This is a genomic window from Burkholderia sp. AU30280 (assembly GCF_020420125.1).
GTDB lineage: Bacteria > Pseudomonadota > Gammaproteobacteria > Burkholderiales > Burkholderiaceae > Burkholderia.
The window spans coordinates 176,369-193,927 of the sequence record NZ_JAIZRY010000002.1 but is presented as its reverse complement, the minus strand read 5'-3'; the positions used below and the strand labels follow the sequence as shown (position 1 = coordinate 193,927).

Genomic DNA, 17,559 nt, shown 5'->3' with positions numbered 1-17,559 from the left:
CCCGCATGTTCACGCTTTCCGATTTCGATTTCAATCTGCCGCCCGAGCTGATTGCACAAACCGCGCTGCCCGATCGCACCGCGAGCCGCCTGCTCGAGGTCGACGGCACCGTCGCGCCCGCGCGCCTGGTCGACCGCCATTTCACCGGGCTGCCGTCGTGCATCTCGGCCGGCGACCTGCTCGTCTTCAACGATACCAAGGTGCTGAAGGCGCGCTTCTTCGGCCAGAAGGCCAGTGGCGGCAAGATCGAGGTGCTGATCGAGCGCGTGACCGGTACGCACACGGCGCTCGCGCAGATCCGCGCGAGCAAGTCGCCGGGCGCCGGCACGACGCTGCGCCTCGCCGATGCGTTCGACGTGACGGTCGGCGAGCGCGTCGAGCCGTTCTTCACGCTGAACTTCCCCGAGCCGTGCCTCGACCTGATCGAACAGTACGGCCGCCTGCCGCTGCCGCCGTATATCGAGCACGATCCGGACGCGACCGACGAGACGCGCTACCAGACCGTCTACGCAAGCAATCCGGGGGCGGTCGCCGCACCGACGGCCGGGCTGCACTTCGACCAGCCGATGCTCGACCGGCTCGACGCGATGGGTGTCGAGCGCGCGACGCTGACGCTGCACGTCGGCGCCGGCACGTTCCAGCCGGTGCGCGTCGACAACATCGCCGAGCACAAGATGCACAGCGAGTGGTACGACCTGCCGCAGTCGCTCGTCGACAAGATCGCCGCGACCCGCGCGCGCGGCGGCAACGTGATCGCGGTCGGCACGACGTCGATGCGCGCGCTCGAAGCCGCCGCGCGCGCTGCCGACGAAGCAGGCCGCCCGCTTGCGGCCACGCAGGCCGAGACCGACATCTTCATCACGCCCGGCTATCGTTTTCGCGTGGTCGACCGGCTCGTCACGAACTTCCACCTGCCGAAGTCGACGCTGCTGATGCTCGTGTCCGCGTTCGCGGGCGTCGAGACGATCCGCGCCGCGTACCGGCATGCGATCGAGCAACGCTACCGCTTCTTCAGCTACGGCGATGCGATGCTGCTCACGCGGCGCGACACGCCGGAGGCGCCGCGCGTTTGAGCGAAGCAGGCGCGACGGCCCGCACGCCGCTCAGCCGCCGTTCGCCCGCCGCGCGCTACGATGGCGCACACCCCGTTTTTCCCCGCTGCCGGCTTGCCGGCGGCGTTTCCAACACGCGCCGGACTGTTCTCCGGTGGCAAGGAGAATGACGCGATGACCGAAGGTTCATCCCAAGATACGCACGCCCCCGTGCAGGAGCGCCCGGCGAACGGGCTCGAATTCGAACTGCTGACGACCGACGGCCATGCGCGCCGCGGCCGCGTGAAGCTCAACCACGGCGTGGTCGAGACGCCGATCTTCATGCCGGTCGGCACGTACGGCACCGTGAAGGCGATCCAGCCGCGCGAGCTGCACGAGATCAAGGCCCAGATCATCCTCGGCAACACGTTCCACCTGTGGCTGCGCCCGGGCCTCGACACGATCGACGCGCACGGCGGCCTGCACGGCTTCATGGGCTGGAACAAGCCGATCCTGACCGACTCGGGCGGCTTCCAGGTGTTCTCGCTCGGCGACCTGCGCAAGATCACCGAGGACGGCGTCACGTTCGCGTCGCCGATCAACGGCGACAAGCTGTTCCTGTCACCGGAAGTGTCGATGCAGATCCAGAAGGTGCTGAACTCCGACGTCGTCATGCAGTTCGACGAGTGCACGCCGTATGCGACCAACGGCGTGCCGACCACGCACAAGGAAGCGGCCGACTCGATGCGCATGTCGCTGCGCTGGGCGAAGCGCTCGCTCGACGAGTTCAACCGGCTCGGCAACCCGAACGCGCTGTTCGGGATCGTCCAGGGCGGGATGTTCGAGGACCTGCGCGACGAATCGCTCGCGGGCCTCGCGGAACTCGGCTTCCACGGCCTTGCGATCGGCGGGCTGTCGGTCGGCGAGCCGAAGGAAGACATGATGCGCGTGCTGCGCCACGTGGGCCCGAAGCTGCCGGCCAACAAGCCGCACTACCTGATGGGCGTCGGCACGCCGGAGGACCTGGTCGAAGGCGTCGCGAACGGCGTCGACATGTTCGACTGCGTGATGCCGACCCGCAACGCGCGCAACGGCTGGCTGTTCACGCGCTTCGGCGACGTGAAGATCCGCAACGCGACGCACAAGAACTCGCTGAAGCCGCTCGACGCGAGCTGCTCGTGCTACACGTGCCAGAACTTCTCGCGCGGCTACCTGCATCACCTGCACCGCGTCGGCGAGATCCTCGGCGCGCAGCTCAACACGATCCACAACCTGCACTACTACCTGCAGCTGATGAGCGAGATCCGCGAAGCGATCGAGACCCACACGTTCGACGCGTTCCGCCAGCGCTTCGCGGAGGATCGTGCAAGAGGCGTCGACTGACGGCCGGCAGGCCGCGCGGCGGTTCGTCACATAGGACATGTACTAAATAACGCGCGCCAACTGCCGAACTCGACCGCCAAACATTACAATTGCCTTTCCAAACAAGTCGCAACGGTGCCGGTTCGCGCTTTAACGGCTTGATCCGAAAGCGCATTTGCAGCGCCGTTAGCGCATGGGGCCGGTGGTAGAATAACCGGCTTATTTTTCGATCTTCCTCTACGGAGAGACCAACGTGCCGTTCATTTCCAACGCGTTCGCCCAAGGTGCCGGTGGCGCCGAATCGAGCCTGATGAGCTTCCTGCCGCTCATCCTGATGTTTGCCGTGCTCTACTTCATCATGATCCGCCCGCAGATGAAGCGTCAGAAGGAGCACCGCAACATGCTCGCGGCCATGGCCAAGGGCGACGAAGTCGTCACGAGCGGCGGCCTCGTGGGCAAGGTGACGAAGGTCACCGAAGGCTACATCGGCGTCGAGATCGCCGAAGGCACCGAAATCACCGTGCAGAAGGCTGCGGTCACGACCATTCTGCCGAAGGGCACGATCAAGTCGCTGTAAGCCCTTCACCGAGCGTCCGGCTCCCCGCGCCGTGCCCGCCTGAGAGAGCGGGCCGCCGCGGCGCCGGACGCGACGCTTTCACGCCAACCACCCGTTCGGCTCCCTCATGAATCGTTATCCACTCTGGAAATATGTCGTGATGGTCGTGGCGCTCGCCATCGGCCTTCTGTACACATTGCCCAACTTCTTCGGCGAAGCGCCGGCGGTGCAGGTGTCGAGCGGCAAGGCCACGGTCAAGCTCGACTCGACCACGCTGACCCAGGTCGAATCGGCGCTCGCCTCCGCGCAGATCACGCCGGACGACGTCACCTTCGAGAACACGGCGACCAACGCGAACATCCGCGTGCGCCTGAAGGACACCGATACGCAGCTGCGCGTCAAGGACCTGCTGCAGAAGTCGCTGAACGCCGACCCGAACGATCCGCAGTACGTCGTCGCCCTGAACCTGCAGAGCGCGTCGCCGCGCTGGCTCACCGCCCTGCACGCGCTGCCGATGTATCTCGGCCTCGACCTGCGCGGCGGCGTCCACTTCCTGCTCCAGGTCGACATGACGGGCGCGCTGACGAAGAAGCTCGATTCCGACGCGTCCGACGCGCGCACGCTGCTGCGCGACAAGAACATCCGCGACGGCGGCGTGAGCCGCGTCGACCAGTCCGTGGTCGTCAACTTCAGCGATGCGCAGACGGCCGAAGACGCCCGCAAGGTGCTCGCGCTGTCGATCACCGAACTGCAATGGGCGACCCAGCCCGGCGGCGGCGGCACGCAGGTCGTCGGCACGTTCACGCCGGCCGTGCAGAAGTCCGTCGAGGACGCCGCGCTCAAGCAGAACCTGACGACGCTCCACAACCGCGTGAACGAACTCGGCGTGTCGGAGCCGATCCTGCAGCAGCAGGGCAGCGACCGCATCGTCGTCGAGCTGCCGGGCGTGCAGGACACCGCGAAGGCGAAGGACATCATCGGCCGCACCGCGACGCTCGAGGCGCGCCTCGCCGACCCGATCAACACGCACCCGAACCCGAACGACCCGGTGCCGCCGGGCGAGGAGCTGTTCACGCAGGGCAACCAGGCGCCGGTGCTGCTGAAGAAGGACGTGATCTTCACCGGCGACCGCATCATCGATGCGTCGGCCGGCTTCGACGAACACCAGCGTCCGTCGGTCAACATCCGCCTCGATTCGGCCGGTGGCCGCTCGGTGCGCGCGGTGTCGCGCGAGAACATCGGCAAGCCGATGGCGATGGTGCTGTTCGAGAAGGGCAAGGGCGAGGTGCTGACGGTCGCGACGATCCAGTCGGAACTCGGCGACCGCTTCCAGATCACGGGCCAGCCGACGCCGCAAGCCGCGGCCGACCTCGCGCTGCTGCTGCGCGCCGGTTCGCTCGCCGCGCCGATGGACATCATCGAGGAACGCACGATCGGCCCGAGCCTCGGCGCCGACAACATCAAGATGGGCGTCCACTCGGTGATCTGGGGCTTCTGCGCGATCGCCGTGTTCATGATCGCGTACTACATGCTGTTCGGCGTGGTCTCGGTGATCGGCCTGTCGGTCAACCTGCTGCTGCTCGTCGCCGTGCTGTCGCTGATGCAGGCGACGCTGACGCTGCCCGGTATCGCCGCAATCGCGCTCGCGCTCGGTATGGCGATCGACTCGAACGTGCTGATCAACGAGCGCGTGCGTGAAGAACTGCGCGCCGGCCAGCCGCCGCAGCTCGCGATCCAGTCCGGCTACGCGCACGCATGGGCGACGATTCTCGACTCGAACGTCACGACGCTGATCGCCGGCCTCGCGCTGCTCGCGTTCGGTTCGGGCCCGGTTCGCGCGTTCGCGATCGTGCACTGCCTCGGTATCCTGACGTCGATGTTCTCCGCGGTGTTCTTCTCGCGCGGGATCGTCAACCTCTGGTACGGCGGCCGCAAGAAGCTGAAGTCGCTCGCGATCGGCCAGGTGTGGAAGCCGGAAGGCGCCGCTGCCGGCGCATCGTTCTCCGACGCCGACGAATCGACCGACACCGCGCGTGCCGCGAAGCTCGCCGCCCCCGCGAAGGGCAACGCGCCGCGCACCGGCAAGCCGCAGCTGCGCAACCGCGCGCAGCAAGGCGTGTCGCCGAAGAAACCGGGCTCGACCCAATAAGGCCCCGGAGACGAAACCATGGAATTTTTCCGCATCCGTAAAGACATTCCGTTCATGCGGCACGCGCTGGTGTTCAACGTGATCTCGCTGGTCACGTTCCTCGCCGCCGTGTTCTTCCTGTTCCACCGCGGGCTACACCTGTCCGTCGAATTCACCGGCGGGACGGTGATCGAGGTGCAGTACCAGCAGGCCGCTGAACTCGAACCTGTGCGCGCGACGCTCGGCAAGCTCGGCTACGCCGACGCGCAGGTGCAGAACTTCGGCACGTCGCGCAACGTGCTGATCCGCCTGCAGCTGAAGGAAGGCCTCACGTCCGCGCAGCAGAGCGACCAGGTGATGAGCGCGCTGAAGGCGCAGAACCCGGACGTCACGCTGCAGCGCGTCGAGTTCGTCGGCCCGCAGGTCGGCCGGGAGCTCGCGACCGACGGCCTGCTCGCGCTCGCGTGCGTCGTGATCGGCATCGTGATCTACCTGTCGTTCCGCTTCGAGTGGAAGTACGCAGTGGCCGGCATCATCGCCAACCTGCACGACGTCGTGATCATTCTCGGCTTCTTCGCGTTCTTCCAGTGGGAGTTCTCGCTGGCGGTGCTCGCGGCGATCCTCGCGGTGCTCGGCTACTCGGTCAACGAGTCGGTCGTCATCTTCGACCGGATCCGCGAAACGTTCCGCCGCGAACGCAAGATGAGCGTGCAGGAAGTGATCAACCACGCGATCACGACCACGATGTCGCGTACGATCATCACGCACACGTCGACCGAAATGATGGTGCTGTCGATGTTCTTCTTCGGCGGCCCGACGCTGCACTACTTCGCACTCGCGCTGACGGTCGGCATCATGTTCGGCATCTACTCGTCGGTGTTCGTCGCGGGCTCGCTCGCGATGTGGCTCGGCATCAAGCGCGAAGACCTGATCAAGGAAAAGAAGACCGCGCACGATCCGGACGATCCGAACGCGGGCGCGCAGGTTTAAGCGCCACGCTGCTTCGGCACAGACGAAAAGCCGGCCCGGTTGGGCCGGCTTTTTCATGCCTGCGCCACTCGACCGACATCGCGCAACCCGCTCGCCCTGCCCCGTCACGCGCGTCGGCTACAATCGTGATCGTCCCGCCGCGCCGCCTGCCGGCTCAAGCACCTTCGCCCTCCGTTCAAACGTGCGGTCCCGATGATGCCTCCCATGCGTGTCGTTCTTCGCCTTGCCGTTTGCGCAACCGTCACGGCCGCGCTCCTGCCGTGTGCGTCGTCCGCCGGTGCCCAACAGCCGGCGTCCGCCCCGGCCGCTTCTGCGCCCGCTTCCTCACCCGCCACCGCCCGGCCGCCGTCGCCCTGCCCGCCCGACTGGGAGCCGCAGATCTGCGAGCTCAAGGCCGCGGTTGAAGTCCTGAAGCGGCAGCACCTGACCGACGTCGACATCGGCGCGCTGCTCGACGCAACGACCCACGCGGGCATCAAGACGCTACCGTACGCGCGCTTCTTCGACGCGAAGGAGGAGCAGGAGCGGCGCGAAGACGAACGGCGCGTGCGCGACGGCACGCCCGGCATCGGCATCGTGTTCGAGACGCGACCCGACGGGCTGCACATCGTCGACGTGATTCCCGACGCGCCCGCGGAAAAGGCCGGCGTGCGCCCCGACGATCTCGTCGTCGCGATGAACGATACGAGCGTCATCGGCATCGACGCCGCCGACCTGACCAGACTCGCCAAGGGCGACGCGGGCGTGCCGCTGAAGCTCACGGTCCAGCGCGGCCCGTCGCACGCGGTGCTGAATTTCGCGCCCGTGAGGGCGATCCTCAAACCGCATCCCGCGACCGCGAAACGGCTCGACGGCGACATCCTGTACACGCGGCTGTCGAGCTTTCCCGAACCCGCGGTCGGCGACTACATCGACGCGGTGCAGGCCGCGCGCCGCGCGGGGCCGCCGGTGAAAGGCGTGATTCTCGACCTGCGCATCAACGGCGGCGGCGCGCTCAATGCGGCGATCGGCATCACCGCGCTGTTCGCCGGCCGCGACCGCACCGCGATGGTGACGGTCGAGCGCGGCGACGCCAACCGCCGCCGCTACACGACCAACTGGCCCGATTACGAATTGCCGGTCATGCATGGACAGGATCCGCTCGCGCCACTGCAGGCCGACGACTGGTGGCGCACCGTGCCGCTCGTCGTGCTCGTCGACGGACAGAGCGCGTCGGCCGCCGAAGCGACCGCGGCGGCACTGAAGGATCTCGGCCGCGCGAAACTGCTCGGCATGCCGACCTACGGGAAGGGGCTCGCGCAGACGGGTGTCGACCTGATCGACGGCACGCGCCTGAATTTCACGTTCGCGCGCAACCTGCGGCCGAACGGCTGCCCGATGGACGGCTACGGCGTCGTGCCGGACTGGCTCGTGCCGCCGCGCCGCGACTCGGACGTCGACGGCGTACTGCTGTGGTACCGGGAAGCCGATCTCGCCCGCGCGCCGTATGCGGACCGGCTGGCGCCCGATCCGTTCGCGAAGGTGCGCAAGGAACGGCAGAAACTGCGCGAGCAGCGTGCGCTCGCGAAGATCGATACGGCAAAGAGCGCGGCGCTGCCGCAGCGCGTGTTTGGCACGGCGACCGACTGGCAGCTCAGGCAGGCGCTCGCCGCGCTCGCCGGGCGCCCCGTGCAGACGGTCGAAGCCAGACCGCAACTGATGCCCGCGCAGCCCGTATGCGAGCGCGCCGGCAACTGACGCGCGGCGCCCGCCCTGTTACCGGAAGCCGAACCGCTTGCGCAGCACGACCAGCGCCGCGAGGCTCAGCACGGCCGCGAACATCAGGTAGAAGCTCGGCGCGGTCTTCAAGCCGGTCGCCTTGATCAGCCACGCGATGATGAACGGCCCGAAGCCGCCGAAGATCGTCACCGCGACGTTATACGCGAGCGACATCCCGGTCGTGCGCGTCTGCACCGGAAACACTTCGGACAACAAACCCGGCAGCGCCGCGAAGTAGCCGGTCATCAGGAACGCGAGCAGCACCTGCAGCGCGATCAGCGTGCCGAAGCCCGGATGGGCGACCAGGTACGCGAATGCCGGGTAGATCAGCACGAGAATGCCGACGGCCGGCGCGATCATCACGCGCACGCGGCCGTAGGTGTCCGACCAGTGGCCGACGAGCGGCGCGAACGCCATCTGGATCACGCCGACGACGAGGATCGCCGCGAACGCGGCCGACGGCGCGAGGCCGAGCTGCTTCACACCGTAGGTCGGCATGAACAGCACGAGATAGGTCGCGACGGTGCCGAGCACAACCACACCCATCGCGGCGACGAGACGCGCCTTGTGCGTCGCGAACGTATCGCGCAGCGGGTTCGCGGTGCCTTCCGCCGCAAGGAATTCGGGGGTCTCGTCGACCTTCGTGCGGATGTAGTACGCGACCGGCCCGAGCAGCAGGCCGAAGAAGAACGGCACGCGCCAGCCCCAGGCAGCCATCTGCGCGGCCGTGAGCTGCGCGTTCAGCACGGTGCCGAAGCCAGCCGCAAGCAGCGTCGTGAGCCCCTGGCTCGCGACCTGCCAGCTCGCGAAGAAGCCGCGCCGGCCCGGCACGTGCTCGGCGAGGAACGCGGTCGCGCTGCCGAACTCGCCGCCGGCCGAGAAGCCCTGCATCAGCCGCGCGGCGACGAGGATCACCGGCGCGGCGACGCCGATCGTCTCGTAGGTCGGCAGCACCGCGATGATCAGCGTGCCGGCCATCATCAGCAGGATCGACAGCGTGAGCGCGGCCTTGCGGCCCGCGCGGTCGGCATACGCACCGAGCACGATCGCGCCGAGCGGGCGCATGAAGAACGACACGCCGAACGTGCCGAGCGTGAGCAGCAGCGACACGGTATCGTTGCCCGCCGGAAAGAAAAGCTTGGAAATCGTCACCGCGAAGAAGCCGTAGACGACGAGATCGAACCATTCGAGCGCATTGCCGATCGACGCGGCGACCACCGCGCGCCACACCCGCGGCGACGAGGCAATGGAACGGGACTGCGTGACGGCATGCATCGGCGATCTCCTTGTCGTTGTACGTTCTGTTCGAGGCGGCCGCGCGCGGCGTCGGCCTGCCCGGCGCCGCGCACGACGCTCGGGCGATTATAGGCGCGCAAAAAAAACCGCCGCGCCCCTGACGGGAACGCGGCGGCGGGCTCGCGACGGGCCGGCGCGAAGGCCGGCCCGGCCGGCGGGCTTACTGCTGCTTGAGCGCTTCGGCCGTGATCAGCAGCTTCGTCTTCATCTTGAAGCCGTACTGCTTGCCGTAGTCGAGGCCGAAATCGCTGCGGTCGAATTCGCCGACGGCGTCGACACCGCACACTTCACGCTTGAGCATCGGGTGCGGCATGCACTTGAACGAATCGATCTTCAGCGTCACCGGCTTCGTGACGCCATGCAGCGTCAGGTTGCCGACCACCGACACCGGCTTGTCGCCGTCGAACTTGATCGCGCCCTTGTAGTTCGCCTGCGGGAACTTGGCTGCGTCGAAGAAATCGGCCGTCTGCAGATGCTCGTCGAGCTTCGCGCTGCCGGTGTGGATCGATGCGATGTCGGTCGTCACGTCGACCGTGCCCGTCTTCGCCGCGCGATCGAGCGTCACGGTGCCGCTCGACTTGTCGAACTTGCCGCGCCAGACCGACAGGCCACCCATGTGGTCAGCCTCGAAACTCGGGTACGTGTGGCTCGGGTCGAACTGGTACGTCACGCTTTCGGCGAAGGCCGAGAACGACAGCGACGCTGCCAGCGCGCCTGCGGCGATGATCAGTTGCTTTTTCAAACTCTTTCTCCTTGGAACGGCGCCGCGCCCTCGCGCGGCATTCAGGTGAGACGACAGCCCGCCGCTTACTTGGTGGCGACGAGATGGAACTTGATCTGCACTTCGTCCGCGACGACCGACGTGTCCTTCCACTCGCCGGTGCCGACGTTGAACGTCGAGCGCTTGATCGGCAGCACGCCGTCGAAGGTCTGCGTCGCGCCGCTCTGCGTGACCGTAACGGGCACCGTGACGTTCTCGGACTTGCCCTTGATCGTCAGCTTGCCGGTCACGTTGTACTTGTTGCCGCCCGCCGGCGCGATCGCCGACGACACGAAGGTGGCCTGCGGATACGTCTTCGCGTCGAACCAGTCCTTGCCGGCGACCTGGTCGTTGTACATCTTGTCGCCGAGGTCATAGCTCGCGACGTCGATCGTCATCTGGGCGCTGCCCTGCGTGGCTTTGGCAGGGTCGAACTTCACCTGCGCGGAAAACTTCTTGAACGCGCCTTCGGTCGGCACGTTCATCTGCTTCGACACGGCGGACACCTTGCTCTTCGCGAGATCGACATCGGCGTGCGCCGTGCCCGACGCGACAAACGACACCGCGGCGAGCGCGGCCAGCATGGGGCGGGAGAAAGACATCTTCATGGGATCCTTCATTTGGCAAAGGGGAGCATCCGCGACAGCAGGCCGTCGCGGTCCAACAGCTGGTGCTTGAGCGCCGCGAGCACGTGCACCGAGACGAGCGCAAGCAGAATGTAATTCAATGACACGTGAAGCGTCTTGAAGGTTTCCTTCAGCACCGGATCGGGGTCGATCAGCCGCGGCAGCGGCACGATGCCGAGATAGACGACCGGGATGTTCGACGCCGAGCTGTACAGGTAGCCCGTCACCGGAATCACGATCATCAGCACGTAGAGCAGGATGTGCACGCCATGCGACGCCGCACGCTGCCACGCCGGCGTACCGCCCGGCAGCGCTGGCGGCACGTGGGTCGCACGCCACAGCACGCGGATGACGGCCAGCGCGAATACGGTCACGCCCATCCACTTGTGCCACGAAAAGTACTTCAGCTTGGTCGGCGTGAAGCCCGGGATGTCGGTCATCACCCAGCCCAGCGCGAACGCGCAGACGATCAGCAGCGCGATCAGCCAGTGCAGCGCGATCGCCGTCTGCGTGTAGCGTACCGGCCTGGCCGGCAGCGATTTCGATGCCATCTTGGATTCCTCAGTTCAGCGAACGGCCGCGCCGGCAATTGGTCCGACGCTTGTCAAGGGCGCCATGCTACCGCAACCTTTTGACACGCGCGGACTCTGAAGACAGGCACGCCAGCCGGCTGACGGTTTCCTGTCATGTTACCGCTCGGTCACCAAACCCGCGATCGTTGACACGCCGAAAAAGGCCTTTTGGTAAGATTGGCGCGGGTTCCGGCCCCGTCGACGCGTCTCCCCAGCCGTCGCACAACTGCCTTTTCCATGCAACGAAACGACCTGATTGCCTGTCACGAATGCGACGCACTGTTGCACAAACCGCGCCTGAGCGGACGTGAATCCGCGCGCTGCCCGCGCTGCGACGCGCTGCTCTATCGCAACAGCGCCGCGCAGATCGAGCGGATCTGCGCGCTCGCGCTCGCGGCGCTGATCACGTTCACGATCGCGCAGGCGTTCCCGATCCTCGAAATGGACGTGAACGGCAACCGCGTGCAGACCACGCTGATCGGTGCGATCGACTCATTGTGGCACCAGGACATGGCGATCGTCGGCGTGATGGTGTTCTGCTCGACCGTCCTGTTCCCGCTCGTCGAGATGGCCGCGCTGCTGTACCTGCTGCTGCCGATCCGGCGCGGTGTCGTGCCGCCCGGTTTCAACCTGGTGCTGCGTGCGATCGAACTCGTGCGGCCCTGGGGGATGATCGAGGTGTTCATGCTCGGCATCCTCGTGACCATCGTGAAGATGGTCAGCCTCGCGCGCGTCGTACCCGATGCCGCGCTGTTCGCGTTCGCCGCGCTCACGCTGATGATCGCGGTCGTGCTGATGTTCGATCCGCGCACGCTGTGGGACATCGCCGACGACCTGCGCGCCGGGCGCGCTCCCGGGCAGCCCGACGATGCCGCCCCGCTGCCGGAAGCCGCCCGCCGATGACGATCCCGACCGCCGCCCGCGAAGGCTATGTCAGCTGCCACACGTGCGGCCTCGTGCAGACGCTCGACCATCCGCACGCACATTGCGCGCGCTGCGGCAGCGCCCTCCATTTCCGCACGCCGAACAGCCTGATGCGCACGTGGGCGCTGCTGCTCGCGGCCGCGATCCTCTACATTCCCGCGAACCTGCTGCCGATCATGCGCACCGCGTCGATCGTCGGCTCGCAGGAAGACACGATCATGAGCGGCGTCATCTATTTCTGGGTATCGGGCGACTGGCCGCTCGCCGTCGTCGTGTTCGTCGCGAGCATCCTCGTGCCGATGCTCAAGCTCGGCGTGCTGCTGATCCTCGTGATCAGCGCGCAGCGCCGCACCGCCTGGCGGCCGCTGCAGCGCACGCGCCTGTTCCGGATCGTCGAGCGCATCGGCCGCTGGTCGATGCTCGACATCTTCGTCGTGACGCTGACCGTCGCGCTCGTCCATTTCCGTTCGCTCGCCGTCATCACGGCCGGCCCCGGCGCGCTCGCGTTCGGCTCGGTCGTGATCCTGACGATGCTCGCGTCGATGCAGTTCGATCCCCGCCTGATCTGGGATCCAGTCGAAACCTCAGGGAATCACCATGAATAGTCCACAAGGCCCGCAGCACGACGCGCCCCGGCCGCCCGATCCGACGATCTCGACGAAATCCGGCTGGCTGCCGTCGCTCGTCTGGCTCGTGCCGTTGATCGCCGCGCTGATCGGCATCGGCCTCGTGATCAAGTCCGTGCGCGAACGCGGCCCGGAAATCACGATCAGCTTCCACAGCGCCGAAGGGCTCGAGCCCGGCAAGACCCAGGTCAAGTACAAGGACGTCGAGATCGGCATGGTCAAGACGATCAAGCTGTCGAAGGACCTGTCGCGCGTGCTCGTCCAGGTGCAGCTCAAGAAGGAAGCCGAGGACTTCGCGGTGAAGGGCTCGCGCTTCTGGATCGTGCGGCCGCGCGTCGGCGCGACCGGCGTGTCGGGGCTCGGCACGCTGCTGTCCGGTGCGTATATCGGCGTCGACGCCGGGCGCTCGGACGATACGCTGACCGACTTCACCGGCCTCGAGACGCCGCCCGCCGTCACGGGCGACCAGAAAGGCACCCAATACGTGCTGCGCGGCGATTCGCTCGGCTCGGTCGACATCGGCTCGCCCGTCTACTACCGCCGCGTGCAGGTCGGCCAGGTGGTCGGCTTCTCGCTCGACAAGGACGGCACCGGCGTCACGTTCAACGTGTTCGTCAATGCGCCGTACGACCAGTATGTCGGCGTGAACTCGCGCTGGTGGCAGGCAAGCGGCGTCGACCTGCGGCTCGACTCGAGCGGCCTGAAGCTGAACACGCAGTCGCTCGCCACGGTGATCCTCGGCGGCATTGCGTTCCAGACGCCGCCGAACCAGGGCTCCGGCGCGACGGCGCCGAACAACACGACGTTCCGCCTCGCGTCCGACGAGGGCGACGCGATGCGCGACCCGGACGGCCAGCCGCTGCAGGTCGTGATGAACTTCAACCAGTCGCTGCGCGGGCTCGCCGTCGGCGCGACGGTCGACTTCCGCGGCATCGTGCTCGGCGAAGTGACGAACATCGGCATCGACTTCGATCCGAAGACGAAGAACTTCCTGATGCCGGTGACGATGAACGTGTATCCGGAACGCCTCGGGCGCCGCTTCCGCGAAACGATCGAGAGCAAGGGCGAACCGGCCCGCCGCGAGATCATCGAGCGGCTCGTCCAGCACGGGCTGCGCGGCCAGCTGCGCACCGGCAACCTGCTGACGAGCCAGCTGTACGTCGCGCTCGACTTCTTCCCGAAGGCGCCGGCCGTGAAGATCGACACCGCCCGCCAGCCGCTCGAGCTGCCGACCGTGCCGAACACGCTCGACGAGTTGCAACTGCAGGTCGCCGACATCGCGAAGAAGCTCGACAAGGTGCCGTTCGACCAGATCGGCGCAAACCTGAACAGCGCGCTCTCGAACGCCGACAAGCTGTTCAAGCAGCTCGACACGCAGGTCGCGCCGGAAGCGCGCGACACGCTGTCGGCCGCGAAGCAGACCTTCTCGACCGCCGAAGCGACGCTGCAGCAGGATTCGCCGCTGCAGTCCGACGTGCGCGGCGCGCTGAAGGAGCTCACGCGCACGCTGCAGTCTCTGAACGCGCTCGCCGACTACCTCGAGCGTCACCCCGAATCGCTGCTCAAGGGCAAGCCAGGAGATCAACCATGACCACACGCGTGAACGGTTTCGCGAGCGGCGCGGCGGCGGCTGTCGCCGCCCTCGCGCTCGCCGCGTGCAGCTCGCCGCCCGCGCGGTTCTACACGCTCAGCCCGGCCGATGCCGCAGCGCCGCTGCGCACCGCGCCGGCCAACCCGGCGTTCCTGATCGAGGTGCCGTCCGTCGGCGTGCCCGAGCAGGTCGCGAAGAACCAACTGGTCGTGCAGAAGAACGCCGCGCAGGTCGACGTGCTCGAGCAGGAACGCTGGGCGTCGCCGCCCGCCGACGAGATCCGCCGCGCGCTGTCGGACGATCTCGCCACGCAGCTCGGCACGATCGACGTCGCGAATTCCGCGTACCCGCCCGGCGTGCCCGTGTATCGCATCAGCGTGAACGTGCAGCGCTTCGAGTCGTGGCCCGGCAAGCGCGCGGCGGTCGACGCCGTGTGGAGCGTGCGCTCGCTCGCCACGCAGGCCGTCATGACGTGCCGCACGAGCGTCGCGGAACCGGTCGCCGATGGCTACGACGCGCTCGTCGCCGGCCACCGGCGCGCGCTCGACGTGATTGCCGCGCAAGCCGCGGCCGGCGTGCGTGCGATGGCCGCGCACCGCGGCACACCGGCCGCCAAGGCGCCCGCCGCCGGCAGCAAGACGGCCGCCGCGCCGTTCGCGCCGTTCGTGCCGTGCCCGGCCAACGCGATGCCGGGCGGCGACGCCGGCGCGACGGGCAAGTCCGGCGCATGAACGTGCGGCGGGCGGGCGAGCGCTCGACGGCATGCTCGCCTGCGCGGCTTCGTCCGGCCCGGCGCGTCCGCGAGCGATCGCCGACTGCCGTCGGCGTCACCCTGCCGCAACCGGACACGCATCGAAATGCATCGGCCGGACGGCCATTCACATTGTTTGTCAAAGTCGGCCGGAACCGGCGCCATGCAACGCGGTCGGCTTGCATTTTCGGGCCCGATTGACGATCCTACGCACTTTCAGGCCCGCGCCGCTCGTCGTGCGCGCCAGCCAGCGGCGCCGGGCCGGGTTCGGCCCGACCGCCGTGCCTCCCGGCGCCCGCACGCAATCGGCGTGCACCGCAGCGGGGCAGCCGCATCGCGGGTCGCCGCGCATCGTCCGGCAAGCGGCCCCGTCTCACCCGTTCTCCCCGGCGCCGCGCCGTTTCCCCGGCCGGCATCCCGAACCCGCCCGCCGAGGGCTTTCGCTATTCCGTTTATGTTTCGTTCCCTGACGACCCTGATCAAGAAGTGGCGCGCGTCGCGCAATGCCGGTCACCAGCTCGATGCGCTGCTCGCGCACGCCGATGCCGATGCGTCGTACGCCGAGCGCAGCGAATGGCTGATCGAGCTCGCGCACTGGCTGCGCCGCACCGGCACGATGCAGGCCGCGCAAGACGCGCCCGCCGATCGCGACGACGATGCGCGCGCGTATCCGGCCCATGCGCGGTTGCGCTACCTGTTCCACGTGCTCGATCGCAATCCCGCGTGGAAAACCCACGCCGCGCGCATCCTGCGCGGCATCCTGCGCGAGTGCGACGGCATCTCGCTCCTGTGCGACGCCGGCATGCCCGTGCACTCGGGCTTCTTCGGCGCGCTGTTCGAGCGGATCGACTCGTCGCTGATCCCGCCCGCGCCGAACCGCCGCGAGCTCTCGGCGCTGTTCACGCTGATGTTCCCGACGCCGGACGACGCGCAATGGATCGACGCGTTGCCCGACGATCTCCTCACGCGCCTCGCCGAGCTGCTTTCGTTCGACGTCACCGATGAGGAGCGCCACAAGCCGGGCTCGTTCTCGCGCGACCTGCTGGCCGCGCTGCACAACCTGACCTGCCAGATCAGCTCGACCGGCCTGTCGCAGACGGTGCGCAGCCGGCTCTCCGACGACGATGCACGCAAGCCGCTCGAAACGCAGCCGTTCTACCGCCTCACGCGCGCGATGCTCGCGGTCGAAACCGCGCACGCGGCCGTCGAGGACGGCGGCGACCCGAGCAAGCTGCTGCACGAGGTGAACTACCTGCGCGTGCTGCTCGACGAATGCCGGATCGCCGTCGACGACGTGTTCTCGCACCTGTACCGCAACGGCGTATCGGTCGACATCGTGTTCCAGGTCGAGCGGATGCGCATGCGCATCCTGCGCGCCGAGATGCTGCTGAACGCGTGGATGGCGCGCGACGACCTGCACGGAATGGCGCACCTGACGGCCGAGCTCATCGACGCGAACCACAACAGCCAAAGCGTGTCGCACCTCGTGCGCAGCAACTTCTCGCTGTTCGCGCGCAAGCTCGTCGAAACCAACGCGGACACCGGCGAGCACTACATCTCGCGCGGCCGCGCCGAGTACCTGAAGATGCTGCGGATGGCCGCCGGCGGCGGCCTCGTCACGGTCGTGACCGTATGCGTGAAGTTCGCGATCACGGGCGCGCACCTGCAGTCGATGCTCGAAGGGCTGCTCGCGGGCGTCAACTACGCGGCCAGCTTCATGCTGATGCACTTCCTGCACTTCACGCTCGCCACCAAGCAGCCCGCGATGACCGCGCCGACGCTCGCGCGCGAGCTCGACGACACCGGCCACGACGAAGGCGTGAAGGCGTTCGTGTCGTCGGTGATCGCGCTGATCCGCACGCAGGCGGCCGCGATTTCCGGCAACGTGCTCGTCGTGCTGCCCGTGTGCCTGCTCGTGCAACTGTTCGCGGGCAACGTGCTGCACGCGAACCTGATCTCGCCGGAGAAGGCGCACGCGACGCTGCACTCGTTCTCGCTGCTCGGCCCGACGCCGCTCTACGCGGCGCTGACGGGCGTGCTGCTGTGGGCGTCGAGCCTGCTCGCGGGCTGGGCCGACAACTGGTTCGTGCTGCACCGGGTCGGCGACGCGCTCACGTACAACCGCCGGCTGCGCCTGACGCTCGGCGCGGCCGGCGCGGCGAAGCTCGCGCACTTCTGCCGGTCGAACGTGGCCGGCGTGGTCGCGAACGTCGGCCTCGGCCTGATGCTCGGCCTCGTTCCGGCGATCGTCACCGTGTTCATGTTCCCGTTCGAGGTGCGGCACGTGACGCTGTCGGCCGGTTCGATCGGCGTCGCGCTCGGCGTGCTCGGCAAGGATGCGCTCGGCACGCCCGAGCTGTGGTGGGCCGGCGCCGGCGTGCTCAGCATGGCGATTCTCAACGTGCTCGTGAGCTTCGCGCTCGCGTTCACGATGGCCGTGCGCTCGCGCAGCCTGCGCCCGACCAAGGTGCGCGCGCTCGTCGCCGCGATCGTCCGCACGGTGCTGTCGAATCCGCTCGCGCTGTTCTGGCCGGGCAGCGGCCAGGCCGCGCGCGCCGGCCAGCCGGGCTCGCACTGACCTTGCGGCG

15 protein-coding genes are annotated in these 17,559 nt (G+C 67.7%); 11 read left to right on the top strand and 4 right to left on the bottom strand.

Annotation, left to right across the window (positions count from 1 at the left end; genetic code table 11):
• The first annotated feature begins 5 nt into the window (after positions 1 to 5).
• The 6 genes from queA to LGN17_RS04985 all read left to right on the top strand — a co-directional run bounded on the left by queA (position 6) and on the right by LGN17_RS04985 (position 7,804).
• The gene (gene queA, locus LGN17_RS05010; protein WP_226195391.1) at positions 6 to 1,073 is read left to right on the top strand and encodes a tRNA preQ1(34) S-adenosylmethionine ribosyltransferase-isomerase QueA; all 1,068 of its coding nucleotides are present in this window, start codon (positions 6 to 8) and stop codon (positions 1,071 to 1,073) included.
• A 153-nt stretch (positions 1,074 to 1,226) separates the two neighbouring features.
• Positions 1,227 to 2,414 (top strand): tRNA guanosine(34) transglycosylase Tgt, encoded by a 1,188-nt coding sequence (tgt, locus tag LGN17_RS05005; protein ID WP_226195390.1) that lies wholly within the window; start codon positions 1,227 to 1,229, stop codon positions 2,412 to 2,414.
• 232 nt (positions 2,415 to 2,646) lie between these two features.
• Positions 2,647 to 2,970, top strand: coding sequence for a preprotein translocase subunit YajC (yajC, locus tag LGN17_RS05000; protein ID WP_006476868.1), 324 nt, complete (start codon positions 2,647 to 2,649; stop codon positions 2,968 to 2,970).
• A 106-nt stretch (positions 2,971 to 3,076) separates the two neighbouring features.
• Positions 3,077 to 5,098 (top strand): protein translocase subunit SecD, encoded by a 2,022-nt coding sequence (secD, locus tag LGN17_RS04995; protein ID WP_226195389.1) that lies wholly within the window; start codon positions 3,077 to 3,079, stop codon positions 5,096 to 5,098.
• Between the two features lie 18 nt (positions 5,099 to 5,116).
• Positions 5,117 to 6,067: a protein translocase subunit SecF gene (gene secF / locus LGN17_RS04990; RefSeq protein ID WP_226195388.1), complete on the top strand. Its 951-nt coding sequence runs from the start codon at positions 5,117 to 5,119 to the stop codon at positions 6,065 to 6,067.
• A gap of 204 nt (positions 6,068 to 6,271) precedes the next feature.
• The gene (locus LGN17_RS04985) at positions 6,272 to 7,804 is read left to right on the top strand and encodes a S41 family peptidase (RefSeq protein ID WP_226195387.1); all 1,533 of its coding nucleotides are present in this window, start codon (positions 6,272 to 6,274) and stop codon (positions 7,802 to 7,804) included.
• Between the two features lie 18 nt (positions 7,805 to 7,822).
• Here LGN17_RS04985 and LGN17_RS04980 read toward each other — a convergent pair whose 3' ends face one another.
• From LGN17_RS04980 to LGN17_RS04965, 4 genes are all read right to left on the bottom strand, one after another.
• Positions 7,823 to 9,100, bottom strand: a complete 1,278-nt coding sequence (locus LGN17_RS04980; RefSeq protein WP_226195386.1) for an MFS transporter — start codon at positions 9,098 to 9,100, stop codon at positions 7,823 to 7,825.
• A 181-nt stretch (positions 9,101 to 9,281) separates the two neighbouring features.
• Positions 9,282 to 9,863, bottom strand: a complete 582-nt coding sequence (locus LGN17_RS04975; protein ID WP_226195385.1) for a YceI family protein — start codon at positions 9,861 to 9,863, stop codon at positions 9,282 to 9,284.
• A gap of 65 nt (positions 9,864 to 9,928) precedes the next feature.
• Positions 9,929 to 10,489 carry a YceI family protein gene (locus tag LGN17_RS04970; protein WP_226195384.1) on the bottom strand — a complete coding sequence of 187 codons (561 nt, stop codon included), beginning with the start codon at positions 10,487 to 10,489 and terminating at the stop codon, positions 9,929 to 9,931.
• An 8-nt stretch (positions 10,490 to 10,497) separates the two neighbouring features.
• On the bottom strand, positions 10,498 to 11,058 hold the full coding sequence (locus tag LGN17_RS04965) for a cytochrome b (protein WP_226195383.1): 561 nt from the start codon (positions 11,056 to 11,058) through the stop codon (positions 10,498 to 10,500).
• A 258-nt stretch (positions 11,059 to 11,316) separates the two neighbouring features.
• Here LGN17_RS04965 and LGN17_RS04960 point away from each other — a divergent pair, with 258 nt between their 5' ends.
• From LGN17_RS04960 to LGN17_RS04940, 5 genes are all read left to right on the top strand, one after another.
• Positions 11,317 to 11,982, top strand: a complete 666-nt coding sequence (locus LGN17_RS04960) for a paraquat-inducible protein A (protein ID WP_175955781.1) — start codon at positions 11,317 to 11,319, stop codon at positions 11,980 to 11,982.
• A complete protein-coding gene (locus LGN17_RS04955) occupies positions 11,979 to 12,608 on the top strand; it encodes a paraquat-inducible protein A (protein ID WP_175955779.1) in 630 nt (209 codons plus the stop codon). Before LGN17_RS04960 ends, LGN17_RS04955 begins: the two co-directional genes overlap by 4 nt.
• Positions 12,601 to 14,220 (top strand): intermembrane transport protein PqiB, encoded by a 1,620-nt coding sequence (locus LGN17_RS04950; RefSeq protein ID WP_175955777.1) that lies wholly within the window; start codon positions 12,601 to 12,603, stop codon positions 14,218 to 14,220. Before LGN17_RS04955 ends, LGN17_RS04950 begins: the two co-directional genes overlap by 8 nt.
• Positions 14,217 to 14,951 carry a membrane integrity-associated transporter subunit PqiC gene (locus LGN17_RS04945; RefSeq protein WP_226195382.1) on the top strand — a complete coding sequence of 245 codons (735 nt, stop codon included), beginning with the start codon at positions 14,217 to 14,219 and terminating at the stop codon, positions 14,949 to 14,951. The genes LGN17_RS04950 and LGN17_RS04945 overlap by 4 nt, the downstream gene beginning before the upstream one ends.
• A 474-nt stretch (positions 14,952 to 15,425) precedes the next feature.
• Positions 15,426 to 17,549, top strand: a complete 2,124-nt coding sequence (locus LGN17_RS04940; protein ID WP_226195381.1) for a site-specific recombinase — start codon at positions 15,426 to 15,428, stop codon at positions 17,547 to 17,549.
• Positions 17,550 to 17,559 lie beyond the last annotated feature (10 nt).